At 74.1% G+C, this 15,384-nt stretch carries 15 protein-coding genes and 1 pseudogene; 7 read left to right on the top strand and 9 right to left on the bottom strand.

The window, feature by feature from the left end; genetic code table 11:
• Positions 1 to 118 precede the first annotated feature (118 nt).
• Positions 119 to 2,251, top strand: coding sequence for a phosphoinositide-specific phospholipase C-related protein (locus OJ997_RS03845; protein ID WP_270023694.1), 2,133 nt, complete (start codon positions 119 to 121; stop codon positions 2,249 to 2,251).
• On the opposite strand, the gene OJ997_RS03850 is transcribed toward OJ997_RS03845, so the two are convergent.
• Positions 2,220 to 3,143 (bottom strand): glycoside hydrolase family protein, encoded by a 924-nt coding sequence (locus OJ997_RS03850; protein WP_270023695.1) that lies wholly within the window; start codon positions 3,141 to 3,143, stop codon positions 2,220 to 2,222. The two genes, OJ997_RS03845 and OJ997_RS03850, sit on opposite strands and share 32 nt — an antisense overlap.
• Positions 3,144 to 3,169: 26 nt before the next feature.
• On the opposite strand from OJ997_RS03850, the gene OJ997_RS03855 reads away from it, so the two are divergent.
• The gene (locus OJ997_RS03855) at positions 3,170 to 4,147 is read left to right on the top strand and encodes a hypothetical protein (RefSeq protein WP_270023696.1); all 978 of its coding nucleotides are present in this window, start codon (positions 3,170 to 3,172) and stop codon (positions 4,145 to 4,147) included.
• Positions 4,147 to 5,292, top strand: a complete 1,146-nt coding sequence (locus OJ997_RS03860; RefSeq protein WP_270023697.1) for a DivIVA domain-containing protein — start codon at positions 4,147 to 4,149, stop codon at positions 5,290 to 5,292. The genes OJ997_RS03855 and OJ997_RS03860 overlap by 1 nt, the downstream gene beginning before the upstream one ends.
• Positions 5,293 to 5,296: 4 nt before the next feature.
• On the opposite strand, the gene OJ997_RS03865 is transcribed toward OJ997_RS03860, so the two are convergent.
• The gene (locus OJ997_RS03865) at positions 5,297 to 5,452 is read right to left on the bottom strand and encodes a hypothetical protein (RefSeq protein ID WP_270023698.1); all 156 of its coding nucleotides are present in this window, start codon (positions 5,450 to 5,452) and stop codon (positions 5,297 to 5,299) included.
• A gap of 34 nt (positions 5,453 to 5,486) precedes the next feature.
• Here OJ997_RS03865 and OJ997_RS03870 point away from each other — a divergent pair, with 34 nt between their 5' ends.
• Positions 5,487 to 5,984: a GNAT family N-acetyltransferase gene (locus OJ997_RS03870; RefSeq protein WP_270023699.1), complete on the top strand. Its 498-nt coding sequence runs from the start codon at positions 5,487 to 5,489 to the stop codon at positions 5,982 to 5,984.
• Here the strand turns inward: OJ997_RS03870 and OJ997_RS03875 are convergent.
• Positions 5,971 to 6,900, bottom strand: coding sequence for a DUF2332 domain-containing protein (locus tag OJ997_RS03875; RefSeq protein ID WP_270023700.1), 930 nt, complete (start codon positions 6,898 to 6,900; stop codon positions 5,971 to 5,973). The genes OJ997_RS03870 and OJ997_RS03875 overlap by 14 nt on opposite strands.
• Here OJ997_RS03875 and OJ997_RS03880 point away from each other — a divergent pair.
• Positions 6,899 to 8,641, top strand: a pseudogene (locus OJ997_RS03880) (aminodeoxychorismate synthase component I); the annotation flags it as partial. The gene OJ997_RS03875 and the pseudogene OJ997_RS03880 sit on opposite strands and share 2 nt — an antisense overlap.
• A gap of 31 nt (positions 8,642 to 8,672) precedes the next feature.
• On the opposite strand, the gene OJ997_RS03885 reads toward OJ997_RS03880, so the two are convergent.
• Positions 8,673 to 9,179 (bottom strand): methyltransferase family protein, encoded by a 507-nt coding sequence (locus OJ997_RS03885; protein WP_270023701.1) that lies wholly within the window; start codon positions 9,177 to 9,179, stop codon positions 8,673 to 8,675.
• 2 nt (positions 9,180 to 9,181) lie between these two features.
• Positions 9,182 to 9,538: a nuclear transport factor 2 family protein gene (locus OJ997_RS03890; RefSeq protein ID WP_270023702.1), complete on the bottom strand. Its 357-nt coding sequence runs from the start codon at positions 9,536 to 9,538 to the stop codon at positions 9,182 to 9,184.
• Between the two features lie 51 nt (positions 9,539 to 9,589).
• Between OJ997_RS03890 and OJ997_RS03895 the strand changes: the two genes are divergently transcribed.
• Entirely contained in the window at positions 9,590 to 10,330 is a 741-nt protein-coding gene (locus OJ997_RS03895) for a helix-turn-helix domain-containing protein (RefSeq protein WP_270023703.1), read from the top strand.
• Here the strand turns inward: OJ997_RS03895 and OJ997_RS03900 are convergent.
• Complete coding sequence (locus OJ997_RS03900) at positions 10,327 to 11,607, bottom strand: NAD(P)/FAD-dependent oxidoreductase (RefSeq protein WP_270023704.1); 1,281 nt, start codon at positions 11,605 to 11,607, stop codon at positions 10,327 to 10,329. The genes OJ997_RS03895 and OJ997_RS03900 overlap by 4 nt on opposite strands.
• 18 nt (positions 11,608 to 11,625) lie before the next feature.
• Between OJ997_RS03900 and OJ997_RS03905 the strand changes: the two genes are divergently transcribed.
• Positions 11,626 to 12,138, top strand: coding sequence for a DoxX family protein (locus OJ997_RS03905; RefSeq protein WP_270023705.1), 513 nt, complete (start codon positions 11,626 to 11,628; stop codon positions 12,136 to 12,138).
• On the opposite strand, the gene OJ997_RS03910 is transcribed toward OJ997_RS03905, so the two are convergent.
• The 3 genes from OJ997_RS03910 to OJ997_RS03920 are packed head-to-tail and all read right to left on the bottom strand — an operon-like array spanning position 12,135 to position 15,372.
• Positions 12,135 to 13,187: a substrate-binding domain-containing protein gene (locus OJ997_RS03910; RefSeq protein WP_270023706.1), complete on the bottom strand. Its 1,053-nt coding sequence runs from the start codon at positions 13,185 to 13,187 to the stop codon at positions 12,135 to 12,137. The two genes, OJ997_RS03905 and OJ997_RS03910, sit on opposite strands and share 4 nt — an antisense overlap.
• The gene (locus tag OJ997_RS03915) at positions 13,184 to 14,689 is read right to left on the bottom strand and encodes a sensor histidine kinase (RefSeq protein WP_270023707.1); all 1,506 of its coding nucleotides are present in this window, start codon (positions 14,687 to 14,689) and stop codon (positions 13,184 to 13,186) included. Before OJ997_RS03915 ends, OJ997_RS03910 begins: the two co-directional genes overlap by 4 nt.
• Complete coding sequence (locus OJ997_RS03920) at positions 14,686 to 15,372, bottom strand: DUF4097 family beta strand repeat-containing protein (protein WP_270023708.1); 687 nt, start codon at positions 15,370 to 15,372, stop codon at positions 14,686 to 14,688. The genes OJ997_RS03915 and OJ997_RS03920 overlap by 4 nt, the downstream gene beginning before the upstream one ends.
• Positions 15,373 to 15,384 lie beyond the last annotated feature (12 nt).

The following is a 15,384-nucleotide window of genomic DNA, read 5'->3' on the forward strand; positions in this document are numbered from 1 at the left end:
ACCCGTGTTCGCGGCCGCGCGCCGTCGCCCCGCTGCGCGTCGGCGCGGCCCTGTCGGCCTGCGGGGCGCGCGTGTGTCCGCGGCGGCGCGCCGTCGCCGACCCGCGAGTCCTTCCGGCATGACGCCGCGCTCCGTGCTCTCCGCCGCGTGCCTCGTGGCCGCGGCGGTCGTCCTCGTGCCCGCGCTCGTCGCCGGCTACGCGAAGCACGCGCTGCTCGACGCGGACCGCTTCGCCGATCGCGCGTCCGCGACGCTCGCCGATGCCGACGTGCGCGCGGTCGTCGCGCAGGAGGTGACCGATCGGATCGTCCTCGAGCGGGCGAGCGAGCTGACGGCGGCGCGGCCGCTGATCGAGACCGCGACCGCCGACATCGTCGGCAGCACCGCGTTCCGGCAGGTGTTCCGCGCGGGCGTCGTCGACGTGCACCGCGCGCTGCTCGGCCGCCAGGAGTCCACCGCGACGTTGACCGTCGCCGACGCGGGCACGATCGTCGCCGAAGGGCTGCGCCATGCGCCGCCAGGCGTGGCCCGCCACGTGCGTGCGACCGGCCACGTGCCGGTGATCGACGTCGGCTCCCGGACCGGCGACCTCGCGCGGTCGGCGCGCGACCTCGGCCAGCTGGCCGTCGCGCTCCCGTTGCTCGTGCTCGTGCTGGCCGGAGCGGGCCTCGGCCTGGCGCGCGACCGCCGCCGCGCGGTGTTCCGCCTCGGCGCGGGCGCCGCCGCGGCCGGCCTCGCGGTCATCCTCGGCGCCGCCGCGGCCCGCGGCTACGTGCTCGGCAAGGTCACGGGCGAGACCGACCGCGCGGCGGCGACCGCCGTCTGGGACGACTTCCTCGGCGACCTGAACGCCTGGGCCTGGCTCCTCGCGGGCGCGGGCGCCGTGACCGCCGCGGCCGCGGCCACGCTCCGCCGCGAGCCGGGTCCGGCCGGCGCGGGCGAACCCGTCGCGGCCGGCGTCCACGGCGCGGGCTCGTCCGCGGACCCCAGGGTCGCGGCTCTCGCCGCCCGCTGGCCGTGGCTCGTGCGGCGGCCGCTCGGGCCTGGTCGGGGCGCCGTGCTCGTCGCGCTCGGCGTGTTCGTGCTCCTGCGACCGGGGGCGGCGTTGACCGTCGTCGCCAGCGTCGGCGGGCTCGTCCTCGTGTACTTCGGCGTCGTGGCGATCCTGCGGCGCGTGCAGGCGCCGCGCCCTGATCTGCGGGCATCAGGAGTGCGTGCGCTCGCTGCGGCCGGCGTGGCCGTGCTCCTCGTCGGGGCCGGCGTCGCGGCGCTGCTCGGCGGCGGTGGTGCCAGGGCTGACGCCGCCGAGCCCGCGGGCGTGTGCAACGGGCACCGGGAGCTGTGCGACCGCCGGCTCGACCAGGTCGTGCTGCCCGCGACGCACAACTCGATGTCGGCGATCCAGCCGGGCTGGTTCTCGGCCGAGCAGGACGCGCCGATCGCCGACCAGCTCGCGGACGGCGTGCGCGGGCTACTGATCGACACGCACTACGGCGACCGGCTCGCGAACGGGCGCGTACGCACCGAGCTCGACGCCGGGCTCGCCGACCTCACGGGCGACGACATCGGCCCGCAGGCGCGCGCGGCGGCGCTCCGGATGCGTGAGCGGGCCGGGTTCCGCGGACCCGGTGAGCGCGGGATCTTCCTCTGCCACACGCTGTGCGAGCTCGGAGCGACGCCGCTCGACGAGGCGCTCGCGACGCTGCGCGCGTTCCTCGTCACGCATCCGGGCGAGGTCGTGGTCGTCATCAACGAGGACTACGTCAAGCCCGCGGACTTCGTCGCCGCCGTCCGTCGCGCGGACCTCGAACGGCTCGTGTGGACGCCCACCGGCACGCCGCCCACGCTCGGCGAGCTGGTCGAGACGGACCGCCGGCTGGTCCTCCTGGCCGAGCATCACGCGGGCGGCGCGCCCTGGTATCGCGCGGCCTACGACGGCGTCGTGCAGGAGACGCCGTACGCGTTCAAGCACCCGCAGCAGCTCGCCACGCCTGACTCCTGCCGGCCCAACCGCGGCACGCCCGGCGCGCCGCTCCTGCTGCTCAACCACTGGATCACGACCGACCCGGCGCCGCTGCCCGCCAACGCGGAGCGCGTCAACGCGCACGGTCCGCTGCTGCGCCGCGCCCGGGAATGCACGCGGGTCCGCGGGCACGTCCCCAACCTCGTCGCGGTGAACTTCTACCGCCGCGGCGACCTGTTCGGCGTCGTCGACGAGCTCAACGGGGTACGAGCGGCAGCGGGTCGATGATGTGGAAGTTCAGGACGCCTTCGGGCTCCGTGTTGCGGAAGCCGATGAACACCCACTCGCCGTCGCGGGTCTGGACGAGCGGCGCGGCGAACAGCTTCGGGTCGGTCATGAACGGCTTCGCGCGGGACAGGTCGAACGGGCCGAGCGGCGACTCGCCCGCGACCATCCACGTCGAGAAGTTGCCGAACGACAGCAGCTGGCTCTCGCTCTGCTCGTCGGGATGGCAGGTGAACACGAGCAGCCACTCGTCGCCGACGTGGCGGAGCTGCATGACCTCGAGCTGCCCGAAGCCGGCGGGGGTGGTGAGGGGCGGTTGCAGCTCCCACACGCGACCGTCCGGGCTCGTGGCGTGGCCGACGACGCCGTCGCTCAGGCGCGGCGCGGTCGTCGCGCGGGCGGTGATGAACATGTGCCAGACGCCGTCGTGGACGAACACGAACGGGTCACGCCACGTCTCGCTCGCGCCCGTCTCGGGATCGTGCGTGCGGTACCAGCGCGGGTCGGGGGACACGAGCGGCCCGTCGCCGACCCGCCGCCAGCGCATCAAGTCGTCGGACTCGGCGAGGCCGATCCGCTGGTCGCGCAGCGTGAAGCCCCGGCCCGTGTTGATCGCCGTGTAGTACATCCGCCACACGCCGTCCTCGCCGCGCGCGACCGAGCCCGTCCACAGCGCAAGGTCGTCCCACGCGCCTTCCGGACCCGGCCGGAGCGCGTCCTCGTGCACGTCCCAGTGGGTCAGGTTGGTCGAGCTCGCGTGGCCGATCACCGCCGCTTCGTGGCGCAGCGTCGGGTCCTTCAGCGCGGCCGGGGCCTTCAGGAAGAACAGGTGGTAGCGCTCGCCGTCGTCGGCGATCCAGCTGTCCCAGATCCAGTGCTCGGGGTCCTGCAGCATCGTGAGAACGCTGCCACACTCGGGCCATGTCGGAGCTCCTGGCCCGGATCGAGCGTGACGCCGGCCTGCCAGGCCTGGCCGAGGCGCTCGCCGCGATGGCGCCGTCGGCGCTGCGCTCGGTGCTGCTGGAGGCGACGAGCGGGCAGGCCGCGCGGCGCGATCCCGCCGGGTTGCTGGCGCAGGCCGGACGCGACGGAACCGTGCGGCCGGAGGCGTCGGACGCGCGGGTGCTGCACGCCTTGGACGGGCACGCGCTGGACGCTGCGCGCGGGTTCGAAGCCGTCGAGCTGGCGCCGGTCGCGCCGCTCGGCACCAACGCCGTGCTCGGCGGGATCGCCCAGAACAACGTGCTCTCGACCGTGCGCAACACCGAGGTGCTGGCCGACCCGACCGCGGCGCTCGCCCTCGAAGCGGCGCTGCGCCGACGCGCGGGGGAGACCGGGACCGTGCGCCTGTGCGCGGTCGGGCGGGTGCTGCGGCTGCAGCCACTCGGCGACAAGCCCGGCTACACGCCGCACTTCCGCCTGTTCGGGCTCGTCTCGGCGGGGCGCGCGACCGCCGAGCACGGGTTCGAGGTCGCCGCGCTCGCCGAGCACGTCCGGGTGCAGCTGCGGCTCCTCGCGGCCGTTGGGCTCGACGGCGAGGTGGAGCTGTCGGACACGCGGTTGCCCCGGCTGGAGGGCATGCGTGGTCGGGCGCACGACCCGGTCGAGTCGTCCCTGGTCGACGAGTTCCCCGGCGACGCTCCCGTCGAGCTGCAACGGCTCGCTTCGGCGCTGCCGGGGGCGCGGTTCGACCTGCACCGTCCCGAAGGCCTCGGCTATTACGACGGCCCGATGCTGCGCGTCTGCGTGACCGACGCGGCCGGCGTCCGCTACGCGATCGGCGACGGCGGCCTGGTCGACTGGACCCAGCGCCTGCTGGCGAACCGCAAGGAGCGACTCGTCATCAGCGGCCTCGGCCTGGGCCTCCTCGCGGCCCGCTTTCCTATCGTGGTCCCCTGATGGATTCACGGTCGGTCTTCGTGGTGCAGCGCACGTTCGGCTCGGTTCGCCGCGGCTACGACCCGGACGAGGTGGACCGACACCTCGAGCTGATCTCCGAGATGTTCAACCGCGGCCTGGCGGGCGAACGCCGCAAGGAGGCCGAGCTTCTCGCCGAAGAGGCGCGCGGCGCCCGGCTGGAAGCGGAGGCCACGCTCGAGGGCGCCCGCCTGAAGGTGGACGCCGACCTGGCGGCCGCCCGCGCGGAGGCTCACGCGCTGCGCGAGTCGGCCCGTGCGGCGGGTGTCGCCGCGGCCGAGGAAGAACGCGACGCGCTGCTGGCGGCCGCGCACGCGCGGGTCGCCGACGCGGACGAGCGAGTGGCTGCGGCTGAGGCCCGCGCGGCGGCGCTGGACGCCGAGCGCGAGGCCGTTCTCGCGACGACCCGTGAGGAGGCCGCGGCGCTCGTGGCCGCCGCCCAAGCCCGGGCAGCGACGATCGACGCGGACCGTGAAGCCGCGCTGGCCGACGCACGCAAAGAGGCCGAGCGCCTTGTTGCCGCCGCCGAGGCGCGCGCCGCAACCCTCGACGCGGACCGCGAAGCCGCGCAGGCTGCCGCGCGCGAGGAGGCCGCGGCGCTCGTCGCGGCCGCACGTGACGACGCCGCGCGACTCGCGGCCGCCGCCCACGATCGCGCTGTCGCGTCCGACGCGGACCGCGCGGCGGCGCTGGTCGCCGCACGCGACGAGGCCGCCGGCCTCGTCGCGGCCGCCCAAGCCCGCGCCGTCACCATCGACGCGGACCGCGAGGCCGCGCTCGCCGCCGCGCGTGACGAAGGCACGCGGCTCGTGGACGCCGCGCGTGACCGTGCCGCCGGCGTGGACGCCGACCGTGAGGCGCGGCTGGCCGCGGCGCATGACGACGCCGCGCGGATCGTCGCCGCGGCGCGCGAGCACGCGGGCTCGATCGACGCCGAGCGCGACCGGCTCATCGCGGCGGCCGAGCGCGAGGTCGCCGCGCGGCGCGACGCGCTGCTCAGAGACGCCGAGCGCGAGGCCGACGACTACGGCGCGCGGCTTCAGGCGGAGGTCGACGACGAGGTCGCGCGGCGCCGCCGCGAGGTCGAGCGGCTCGTCGACGCCGCCCGGCGCGAGCGCTACAGCTGAGCGCTCACTGGCGCGGGTCGTGGTCGTCGTTGACGACGTCGAGCAGCGCGCGGATCGTGCCCGCCAGGCGCGCCTGCTCGTCCAGGCCCGCCAGGCCGGCGCCGCGGGCGGCCCGCACCTGGTGCTGGTAGACGGTCAGCATCGTCGTTGCACTTGGCATCGTTAACGAGAGTCTTCCCGATCCCAGGCGATACATGAGTGACACCGATCCGATCCTGCACGGCGAGCGCGTGACGCTCCGGCCGCTGACCGACCACGACGTCGCGCCGCTGAACGCGATCATCGCCCTGCCCGAGGTGCGGCGGTGGTGGGGCACCGACCCGACGGTCGACGACCAGGACGCGTTCACGATCGTCGTCGACGACGAGGTCGCGGGCTGGCTCGGCTGGTACGAGGAGGACGAGCCCGACTACCGCCACGGCGGGCTCGACATCTTCCTCGCGCCCAAGTTCCACGGCCGCGGGCTGGGCCGCGAGGCGCTGCGGCTCGCGGCGGACTGGCTCATCAACACCCGCGGCCACCACCGCCTGATCATCGACCCGGCCGCCGCCAACACGCACGCCATCAAGACCTACGCGTCGCTCGGCTTCAAGCCGGTCGGCGTCATGCGCCGCTACGAGCGCGGCCCCGACGGCAGCTGGCACGACGGCCTGCTGATGGATCTGCTCGCGGAGGAGCTCAGCCCCAGCTGAGGTAGCCGCCGTGGCCGTCGACCATGGCCACGCGCTCGCCATCCCGCGCGAGTGCCATCAGGTTCGGGTGGGGCTCGAAGTCGAGCAGGTCCGGCGCTTCGGCCGCCAGCCAGGTCGCGCCGAGCCGGTCCACTCGTTCCCGGAAGGCGGCGCGGCCGTCACGCGGCACGTACGCAAGGACGGCGGTGTGGAAGATCACGAGCGTGGCGTCACGCGGCGCCTCGGCCGCGAGCGCGTCGAGGTCGGAGGTCGTCAGGTCGCCCTCGACGATCCGCGGCGGGTCGCGGCGCGCGACCTCCACCGCGGCGCGCAGCGTCTCGATCCGGTGCTCCATCCCGGGCCAGATCAGCAGCTCGAGCCAGTGGACGCGGTCCTCGTCGAAGACGTCGATCGGGTCGAGGTCGAGCCCCGCGCGCCAGACGACCTCCGGCAGCGCCTGCGGGAGCGGGGGAGACCCCTCGGTGCGGCATGCCAGCACCGGCGGCCCGGCGCCGAGCCGGCAAGCGCCGTCGTCGTAGTCGTAGCCGTAGCGGTCGGGCAGCAGGCACAGCCCGGCGCTCGCCCCGACCTCGAGCAGCGCGATCGGCTGTGGCAACGCGGCGAGCAGCGGGAGCATGAACGCGCACCGCGCGGCCTCGTTGGTCTGCGTGCGCCGCTCGAGCATCACGCCCTCGATCTCGTCGCGCCGGTCCTTGAGGGTCGTCTCGAACTCCGCCCAGCCCGAGGGCGTGCCCGCGACGAGCCGGTAGGCGGCGAACACGAGGTTCGGCTGGCGCTTGCCGACCGGCAGCCCGTCGAGCCACCCGAGCAGCTCGGCGTCCTCGGCGACGCCCGCGCCCAGCTCGGCGTAGAGCGTGGACCGGCGGGCCTCATGGCGGGCGAAGTCGCGGTAGCCCGTGGCCAGTCGCTCGGTCATGCCTCGTAACGTAGCCCGGGTGCGGGTCCCCTTTGACTGCTCCCTGCCGCCGGAGACCGTGCTCCTCGCACTGCGCGAGGAGCCGTGGCCGTTCGCGCTCGTCGGCCGCTGGGCGGGCGGGGGCGCGATCGTCGGCTGCGCGCCGACCAAGTTGCTGTCCGCGGACCCGTTCGCGACCTTGGAGGACCTCCCGGAGCCGCAGGGCGACGCGGTCGTCGGCGGCGGCTGGTTCGGCTGGCTGGGCTACGGCCTCGGCGCCAACGTCGAGCGCGTCCCGCCGCGCCCGCCACGGCCCGTTCCGCTCCCGGACGCGCACCTCGCGTTCTACGACCACGTACTGCGCCGCGACGCCGACGGCCAGTGGTGGTTCGAGACGCTCACCGGAGACCTGACTCCGATGGCGCGCCTGCGTGAGCTGATCGCGGCCGCGCCGGAGCCGGCCCGGCCCGCACCCGCGGCGTTCTCCCTGCGCGGCGGCGCCGGCCACGTCGCCGCGGTCGCGGACTGCGTCGAGCGGATCTCGGCCGGCGAGATCTTCCAGGCCAACCTGTGCCTGCGCCTCGAGGCCGACTGGCAGGGCGACGTCGCCGAGCTGTTCGCCGCCGCGCAGCCGCAGCTCCAGCCCGCGTACGCAGCGTGCTTCGTCACCCCCTGGGGCGGGATCGCGAGCCTCTCGCCCGAGCTGTTCCTGCGCCGGGAAGGCCGCGCGGTCACCACGGGGCCGATCAAGGGCACGGCGCCGCATCGCGACGCGCTCCAGGACTCCGAGAAGGACCGCGCGGAGCACGTGATGATCGTCGACCTGATGCGCAACGACCTCGGCCGGGTCGCCGAGTACGGCAGCGTCCGCGCGCCGATCGCGCCCGAGCTGCAGCCGCACAGCGGCGTCTGGCACCTGGTGTCCGACGTCCACGCCACGCTCGCCCCTGAGCACGGCGACGCCGACCTGCTGCGCGCGACCTTCCCGCCCGGCTCGGTCACGGGCGCGCCCAAGGTCCAGGCGCTCTACGTCATCTCGCAGCTCGAGTCGACCGGGCGTGAGGTCTACACGGGTGCGATCGGCTACGTCAGCCCGCACGCCGGCCTGGAGCTCAACGTCGCCATCCGGACCTTCGAGGCGAAGGACGGCCAGCTCTGGCTCGGCGCGGGCGGCGGCATCGTCGCCGACTCCGACCCGCACGCCGAGCTGGAGGAGTGCCTCGTCAAGGCGCGCCCCCTCGTCGCGGCGATCGGCGGGACAATTGTCAAACCTAAAGGCCCAGGTCCTTTATCTTTCTCCGCGCCGCTCGTGAGCGGGCGGCCGGACCCCGGGCTGGGGGTGTTCGAGACGCTGCGCGGGCGGGAGAACCTGGCGGCGCACCTCGATCGGCTGCGCAGCAGCGTCCGCGAGCTGTACGGCGAGGAGCTGCCCGAGATCGAGGTGCCGGACTTCGACGGCGCGGTGCGGATCGACTACCGGCCGGGCGGGGAGATCACGGTCACGACCCGCCCGATCGCGCCGCGCGCGCTGCCGATCGTGCTCACGCCGTACACGCTGCCCGGCGGCCTCGGCGCCCATAAGTGGCGCGACCGTGCGCTGCTGGAACCACTGGGCAACGCGCTGCTGCTCGACGGCGACGGCACGATCCTCGAAGCGGCCTGGGCGAGCGTGATCATCGAGCGCGACGGTGTACGCCTAACGCCACGAGAAGACGGCCGCATCCTGCCGAGCACCTCACGGCCGGAGGCGATCCAACAAGACCTGCAGCTCGAGCCCGGCGACCAGCTCTTCGTCAGCTCGTCGCTGGCGGGACTCGTGCCGGCCGTGCTCGCGGGAACCAGCCCGGCACCGTCGCCCGGTACGCCTCGTAGTCCGCGCCGAACTGGTGCGCCAGCGTCGGCTCCTCGTACAACCGCACGAAGCTGAAGAACACGACCATCAGCGCGGCGCCGTAGGCCGCCAGAGCCCACGCGCCGAACACGCCCGCCTGGCCCAGGACGCAGCTCACGACCGCGATGTACATCGGGTTGCGCACCCACCGGTAGAGCCCGCCGACGACCAGCCGCTGCGTCGGCGCGACCGGCGCCGGCGTCCCGACTCCCTCGCGGACGAACCGCGCGAACGCGTGCAGCAGCACCACCGCGCCGCAGGCCGTCACCACCGCGCCCAGCACGCGCCAGCCGATCCACGACGGCGACCCGTCCCAGCCGGTGATCCACCACGGGATCACCCCGGCGACGACGCCCGGCGCCGCCGCGAAGAACACCGAGCTGCCGACCGCCGCCGCGGAGCGCTGCATGGCTACGCAGTCTCGAGGAAGCCGGTCACGGTGTGCAAGCGCCCGTCCTCCGAGAGCGTCGCGAAGTCCGTGCCGCGCGCGACCGGGCCGTCGCCGGCCGTCAGCGTCCACGCGAACCGCACGACGTCGTTGTGCGCGTCCGGCCCGAACGACAGCTCGAACCGGTGGCCGGGGAACTGCGCCTGCGCCGCGCCGATCATCGCCGCGATCTCGTCCGCGCCCGCGCCCGACATCAGCGGGTCCAGGTACGTGCCGTCCTCGGTCCACGTCTCGCCGACGAGCGCCCGGCGCCGCTCCGGATCGGCCTCGTTCCAGGCCGCGATGTAGGTGTCCACAACGGAGGTGATGGTGTTGGTCATGGACGACAAGGTTCCACCTCGACGTAAGTGCTTCAATTACCTCAGAGGTAAGTGTCCGTCGGACCGTTGATCAAGCAGTGGCGCACGCGTCGGCGTCTCTCCCAGCTCGACCTCGCGCTCGAGGCCGGTGTCTCCGCGCGCCATCTGAGCTTCGTCGAGACCGGTCGCAGCAAGCCCAGCGAGCAGATGGTGCTGCACCTCGCCGAGCACCTGGAGGTCCCGCTGCGCGACCGCAACCGGCTGCTGCTCGCCGCCGGCTACGCACCCGTCTACCAGCAGCGCGACCTCGACGCCCCCGAGCTGCAACCGGTCAAGCAGGCGATCGACCAGCTCCTCAAAGCCCACGAGCCGTTCCCGGCCGTCGTGGTCGACCGCGCGAGCAACCTCGTCGCGGCGAACGGCGCCGCCGGGCTGCTCATCCAGGGCGTCGCCCCGCACCTGCTCGAGCCGCCGGTCAACGTGCTCCGCTGCGCGCTGCACCCCGAGGGGATGGCGCCGCGGATCGAGAACCTCGCCCAGTGGCGGGCGCACCTGCTCGCCGACCTCCAGGTCCAGATCGACCAGACCGGGGACGAGGCGCTGCAGGCGCTCTACGACGAGCTCGAAGCGCTTCCCGGCCCGCGGGAAGCGCTCGGTCACTACGACGTCTTCGTCCCGCTCAAGATCGATGGCCTCACGTTCCTGTCCACGCGGACCACGTTCGGCACCGCGCTGGACGTCACCGTCTCCGAGCTTGCACTGGAGGCGTTCTTCCCGGCAGACGCGATGACTAAGGCTCGACTAGAGGCTTAGGGCAGCTTGTCATCGCCCGTGATCAGGCGCGTCCCGCGGCCATGGGTCAGGAAGCTGAAGCCCCAGCGCGTGAACACGAGCACGCGGTTCTGGAAGCCGACCAGGTACCAGAGGTGGATCGCGAGCCACAGCACCCAGGCGATGAAGCCGGAGACGCGGAGGCCCGGCGGCAGCTCGGCGATCGCCCGCGCGCGGCCCAGCGTCGCGAGGTTGCCCTTGTCCTTGTACTTGAACGGCCCGGCGGTCCCGCCGCGCAGCTTGCTCTTGATCGAGCGCGCGGCGTAGCGGCCCATCTGCATCGCGACCGGCGCGACACCGGGCAGCGGATCACCGTCCTTGACCTGGACCATGTCGCCGATCGCGAGCACGTCGGGGTACCCGGGCAGGGTCAGGTCAGGCTCGACGAGCAGCCGGTCCACCTTGTCCTGCTCGGCGCCCGCGGCCTCGGCCAGGCTGTTGGCGACGCTGGACGCGAGCACACCCGCGGCCCAGATGACCGTGCCGGCGCGCACCTTCTCCTCGCCCTCGCCGGACTTGATGGTCACGCCGTCGGCGTCGATGTCGGTGACCATCTGGTCGGTGGCGACGGTCACGCCGAGCGACTCGAGCGACTTCGCCGCCTTCTTCGACAGCCGTGGCGGGAACGCCGCGAGCACGCGCGGGCCGGCCTCGACGAGCAGCACGCGCGTCTGCCACGTGTCGATGACGCGGAACTCGCGCCGCGTGTCACGCGCGATCTCGGCGATCTGACCGGCCATCTCCGCGCCGGTCGGGCCGGCGCCGACGATCACGAACGTCAGCAGCCGCTCGCGCTCCACCGGATCGGAGACGACCTCGGCCTCCTCGAACGCCCGCAGGATCTGCGCCCGGATGTGCAGCGCGCCCTCGAGCGTCTTGAGCTCGGCGGCGTGCTCCTGCCATTCCGGGTGGCCGAAGTAGTTGTACTTGGAGCCACCGCCGACGACGAGCGTGTCGTAGCCGATGGTCTCGTCCCCGGCCGCGGTGCGCAGCTTGACCTGCTTGGCGTCCAGGTCGAAGCCGGTGGCCTCGGCGAGCATCACCCGGACGTTCTCCTGCTTGCGGAAGATCGAGCGCAGGGGATACGCGACCTCGCCGGTGGCCAGGGCGCCGGTGGCTACCTGGTAGGCCAGGGGCTGGAACAGGTGGAAGTTGCGCCGGTCGACGATGGTGATGTCGACGTCCGCGCCCTTCAGGTTCAGCGTGGTCTGGAGGCCGCCGAAGCCTCCGCCCACGATGACGACACGATGCTTGGCCATTTGCACCAGACTATTGGCATGAGATTCGGCATCGCGATCCTCCGCGCCGTAATCGGGGGGCTCTTCATCGGTCACGGGCTCCAGAAGCTCAAGGGCTGGTTCGGTGGGTATGGCATCGAAGGCACCGGCGGCTGGATGGAATCGGTCGGGTTGTATCCCGGCAAGCACCACGCCACGGCGGGTGGCCTGGCCGAGACGGCGGGCGGCGCGCTGCTCGTCGCGGGCCTGGCGACGCCGGCCGCGGCCGCCGCGCTGACGGGCTCGATGACCGTCGCCACGCTCAAGGTCCACGGGCCCAACGGCGTCTGGGGTCAGAACAATGGCTACGAGCTGCCGCTGGTCATGACCGCCGCGCTGTTCGCCGTGACCGCCAGCGGCCCGGGCAGCTTCGCGCTGGACCGCCGCGAGTGGGGCGCCGCGTGGGCGCTCGCCGCCCTCGGCGCGGGCATCGCCGGCGGCTACGGCGCGATCATGTACTCCGACACCAACGCGCCGGCCGAGACGCCGGAGGCGCCGGCTGAGGCCGCCTAGCGAATCGAACGCTCGCTCAGCTCGAGCGCCTGCGCCGCGTCACCCTTCGTGACGAAGTGCGGCCCGGTGGCGACCACGTCGCCCTGGGACGGGAAGATCCCGTAGCGAGCGCGCAGGGCGAGCATCTCGATCGGCAGGTAGCCCTGCAGGTACGCCTGCTGGTCCACGGCGAAGCCGATCCGGCCGGCCTGGACCGCCTTGAGCACGTCCGGGCCGAGGTCGAACGTGCCGATCTTCACGCCGCTGAGCGTGTCCGCCGCCGCGAGCCCGCCGAGGGAGTTCGTGGCGAGCACGCCGTCCGCGCGGTCGGCGGCGACCGCGGCGGCGATCCGGTCCGGCGTGCCGGGGTCGTCGTCGGTGATCGCGAGCACGCGTGAGCGGCCGCCGACCTCGCGCATTGCCTTTTCGAGCCCGGCGCAGCGCAGATCCAGGCCGGTGTTGCCGACCTGCTGGTTGATGCAGAGCGCGCGCCGCACGCCGGCGTCGGCCAGCCGCCGCCCGGCCTCGAGCCCCGCGCGGTCCTCCTCCTGGCCGACGTGGGCGAGCACGCCGAGCCGCCGGAACTCCCCGCTGCCCGAGTTGATCGACACGACCGGGATGCCGGCGCGGACCGCGCGGCGGATCGCCGGCGCCAGCCCCGGCTCCGGGATCGAGACCACGAGCCCGTCCGGCTTGGTCGCGACCGCGTCGTCGATCAGCGCGCTCATTCGCTGCAGCGAGTACTCGTCCGGTGACTGGTAGTCGACCAGCACGTCGAGCCGCCGCGCGGCCGATTCGACGCCGTTGCGGATGATCGCCCAGAACTTCGACGACGCCGGACCGTGCGTGACGACCGCGAGCCGCACGGCGCCGTCCGGGGCGGGCGCACCGGGGACGGGGGACGAGTTGGGCGTGCCGGAGACGCGCACGGTCGGCTCACGCTCGACGGTCGCCTCGCCGCAGCCGGCCACGAAGAGGGCCGCGACGAGGAGCGCGGCCAGCAGCAGCCACGCGCGGGCCGGCCGCGCCGCGACGGGTGACTCGCTCGCTCGGGCGCGCCACGCGCTCACAGGGGGAGCCTCGCCATCAGCCGCGTGCCCTCGCCGATCGGGCTGTCGATCTCCAGCGTCCCGCCGACGGTCGCGACCCGGTCGTCGAGCCCGCGCAGCCCGCCGCCGGCCGTCGGGTCCACGCCGCCCACGCCGTCGTCGGCCACGCGCACGATCAGCGCCTCGGGCTCGAGCTTGACCTCCACCCACGCCTGCATCGCCTCCGCGTAGCGGGCGACGTTCGTCAGCGCCTCCGCGACGAGGAAGTACGCCGCGGCCTCGACCGGCGCGGGCAGGCGCTCCTCGGGCAGGTCGAGGTCGACGTCCACGGGCACGGTCGCACGCTCGGCCAGCGACGTGATCGCCGGCGCCAGACCGCGGTCGGTCAACACCGCCGGGTGGATGCCGCGCGCGAGCTCGCGCAGCTCGGCCAGCGCGCTCGCGAGCCGCTCCGACAGGTCGTCGATCGCGTCGTCCTTCAGGCGCGTCTTGAGCATCCGCAGGTCCAGCGCGAGCGCGACGAGCTGCTGCTGCGCGCCGTCGTGCAGGTTGCGCTCGATCCGCCGCCGCGCGGCGTCGCCCGCCTCCATGATCCGGTAGCGCGAGAGCCGCAGCTCCTCCACGCGCGCCTGCAGGTCCGCGCGCAGGCGCTCGTTGTCCAGCGCCATCGAGGACGCGGCCGCGGCGGCCTCGACGAGCTGGTGGGAGGTGTCCAGCGACGCGTCGTGCAGGATCGCCGCGACGCGCCGACCGTCCCGCTCCACCGCCGTCCAGGCCCGTCCGGAGCCCGGCAACGGCAGGACGACGTCACGCCCCTGCTCGTCGACGAACTTCTCCCGGTCGGGCAGCCAGTAGGCGACGGTGATCGAGCGGTCGCCGAGCGACTCGGCGAGCATCTCGCGCACCGGCCCCGCCGCGCCCGCCCGCGGGATCATCACGGCGCGCGTGATCACGCACAGGACCCGGTAGAGCGTCTCCAGCGTCGCGATCGTCAGCGCCGCGGCCGGCAGCGAGAACGCGAGCAGCACGACCCCGAGCGCGGGCGTCAGCGCCCACGGGCCGACGTAGTCGACCTGCGATGCGCTCGCGAGCGCCTCGATCCCGAGCTCGAGCAGCAGCGCGAGCACGGCGACCGGCGTGAGCGCGACCACGAGCAGCGCCAGCGCGAGCAGCGGGCGGATCATCAGGAACGCCGCCATCCGCCACAGCCCGCGCTCGGACAGCAGGTCGAGCGTCTGCCGGAGCGCGCCGCCCGGCCCGCGCACCCGCCCGGGGTACCGCGGCACCTGCGCGTCCAGCCAGCGGTTCGCGGCGCGCCGGTCGAGCTTCGCCAGCGTCCGGCACGCGCTCGCCCCGGCGACCACGAGCGGCAGCCCGATCCCGACGACGCTCAGCGCCGCGCCGATCACCAGCAGCGCCACCGCGGGCCACGCCAGCAGCGTCACCGGCAGGCTCACCACCAGGTACGCGACGGCGTGCCCGGCGCGCGCGAGCCGGCGGTCGAGCTCGAACGTGGCGATCACGACCGGCCCTCGACCGCGACGTCCCCCGAGGCGCTCAGCACCTGGACGACGTAGGGCGCGTCGTCGCGGGCGGTGATCCCGCGCACGGCCTCCTCGCCGGACGTGCTCTCGGCGTCGAGGTCGTAGCGGCCGGGCGGCATGACCGCGCGGATCGCGCCGCTGCCCGTCCGCAGCGACATCCGCGGCGGCGCGCACGCGGCCTGGACGGCGATCTCCCCGGCGCCCGCGCGGGCGTCGAGCGAGTTGCCGCAGTAGCCCGCGATCTCGATCCGCCCCGCGCCGGTGCTGACCCGCGCCGAGCCCCGATAGCCGCGCAGGCTCACGTCCCCGTCGGCGGTGCGGATGTCGAGCGCGACGTTGTCGGGCACGACGACCCGGAAGGCCACGCTGCACGGCCCGAGCAGGGAGACGGGGCAGCGCGCACGGAGCGCGAAGGCCGAGCCCGCGGGGTGCTTCTCGATCCGCGGCGCGTGGCCGAACGCGAACTCCTGCGTGCGCTGGACCTCGACCGTGTCCCGACGCCCGCCGCCGACCACCACGACGTCGCTGTCGTCGACGTCGAGCGTCAGCGTCTCGACGGCGCCGACCACTTCGAAGGTCGGCTGCGTGGACTTCGTGGACGCGATCGACGCGACGAAGAGGGCGATCGCCCCTCCCACCACCAGAAGGGCCGAGATTGCCACGACACGGCCCCA

It is taken from the genome of Solirubrobacter phytolaccae, assembly GCF_027587195.1.
GTDB classification, from domain to species: domain Bacteria; phylum Actinomycetota; class Thermoleophilia; order Solirubrobacterales; family Solirubrobacteraceae; genus Solirubrobacter; species Solirubrobacter phytolaccae.

Bases quoted from the DNA above. Each gene is read 5' to 3' on its own strand.
- OJ997_RS03845 (WP_270023694.1), top strand. From the start codon at position 119: ATGACGCCGCGCTCCGTGCTCTCCGCCGCGTGCCTCGTGGCCGCGGCG.
- OJ997_RS03850 (WP_270023695.1), bottom strand. From the start codon at position 3,143: ATGCTGCAGGACCCCGAGCACTGGATCTGGGACAGCTGGATCGCCGAC.
- OJ997_RS03855 (WP_270023696.1), top strand. From the start codon at position 3,170: ATGTCGGAGCTCCTGGCCCGGATCGAGCGTGACGCCGGCCTGCCAGGC.
- OJ997_RS03860 (WP_270023697.1), top strand. From the start codon at position 4,147: ATGGATTCACGGTCGGTCTTCGTGGTGCAGCGCACGTTCGGCTCGGTT.
- OJ997_RS03865 (WP_270023698.1), bottom strand. From the start codon at position 5,452: ATGCCAAGTGCAACGACGATGCTGACCGTCTACCAGCACCAGGTGCGG.
- OJ997_RS03870 (WP_270023699.1), top strand. From the start codon at position 5,487: ATGAGTGACACCGATCCGATCCTGCACGGCGAGCGCGTGACGCTCCGG.
- OJ997_RS03875 (WP_270023700.1), bottom strand. From the start codon at position 6,900: ATGACCGAGCGACTGGCCACGGGCTACCGCGACTTCGCCCGCCATGAG.
- OJ997_RS03885 (WP_270023701.1), bottom strand. From the start codon at position 9,179: ATGCAGCGCTCCGCGGCGGCGGTCGGCAGCTCGGTGTTCTTCGCGGCG.
- OJ997_RS03890 (WP_270023702.1), bottom strand. From the start codon at position 9,538: ATGACCAACACCATCACCTCCGTTGTGGACACCTACATCGCGGCCTGG.
- OJ997_RS03900 (WP_270023704.1), bottom strand. From the start codon at position 11,607: ATGGCCAAGCATCGTGTCGTCATCGTGGGCGGAGGCTTCGGCGGCCTC.
- OJ997_RS03905 (WP_270023705.1), top strand. From the start codon at position 11,626: ATGAGATTCGGCATCGCGATCCTCCGCGCCGTAATCGGGGGGCTCTTC.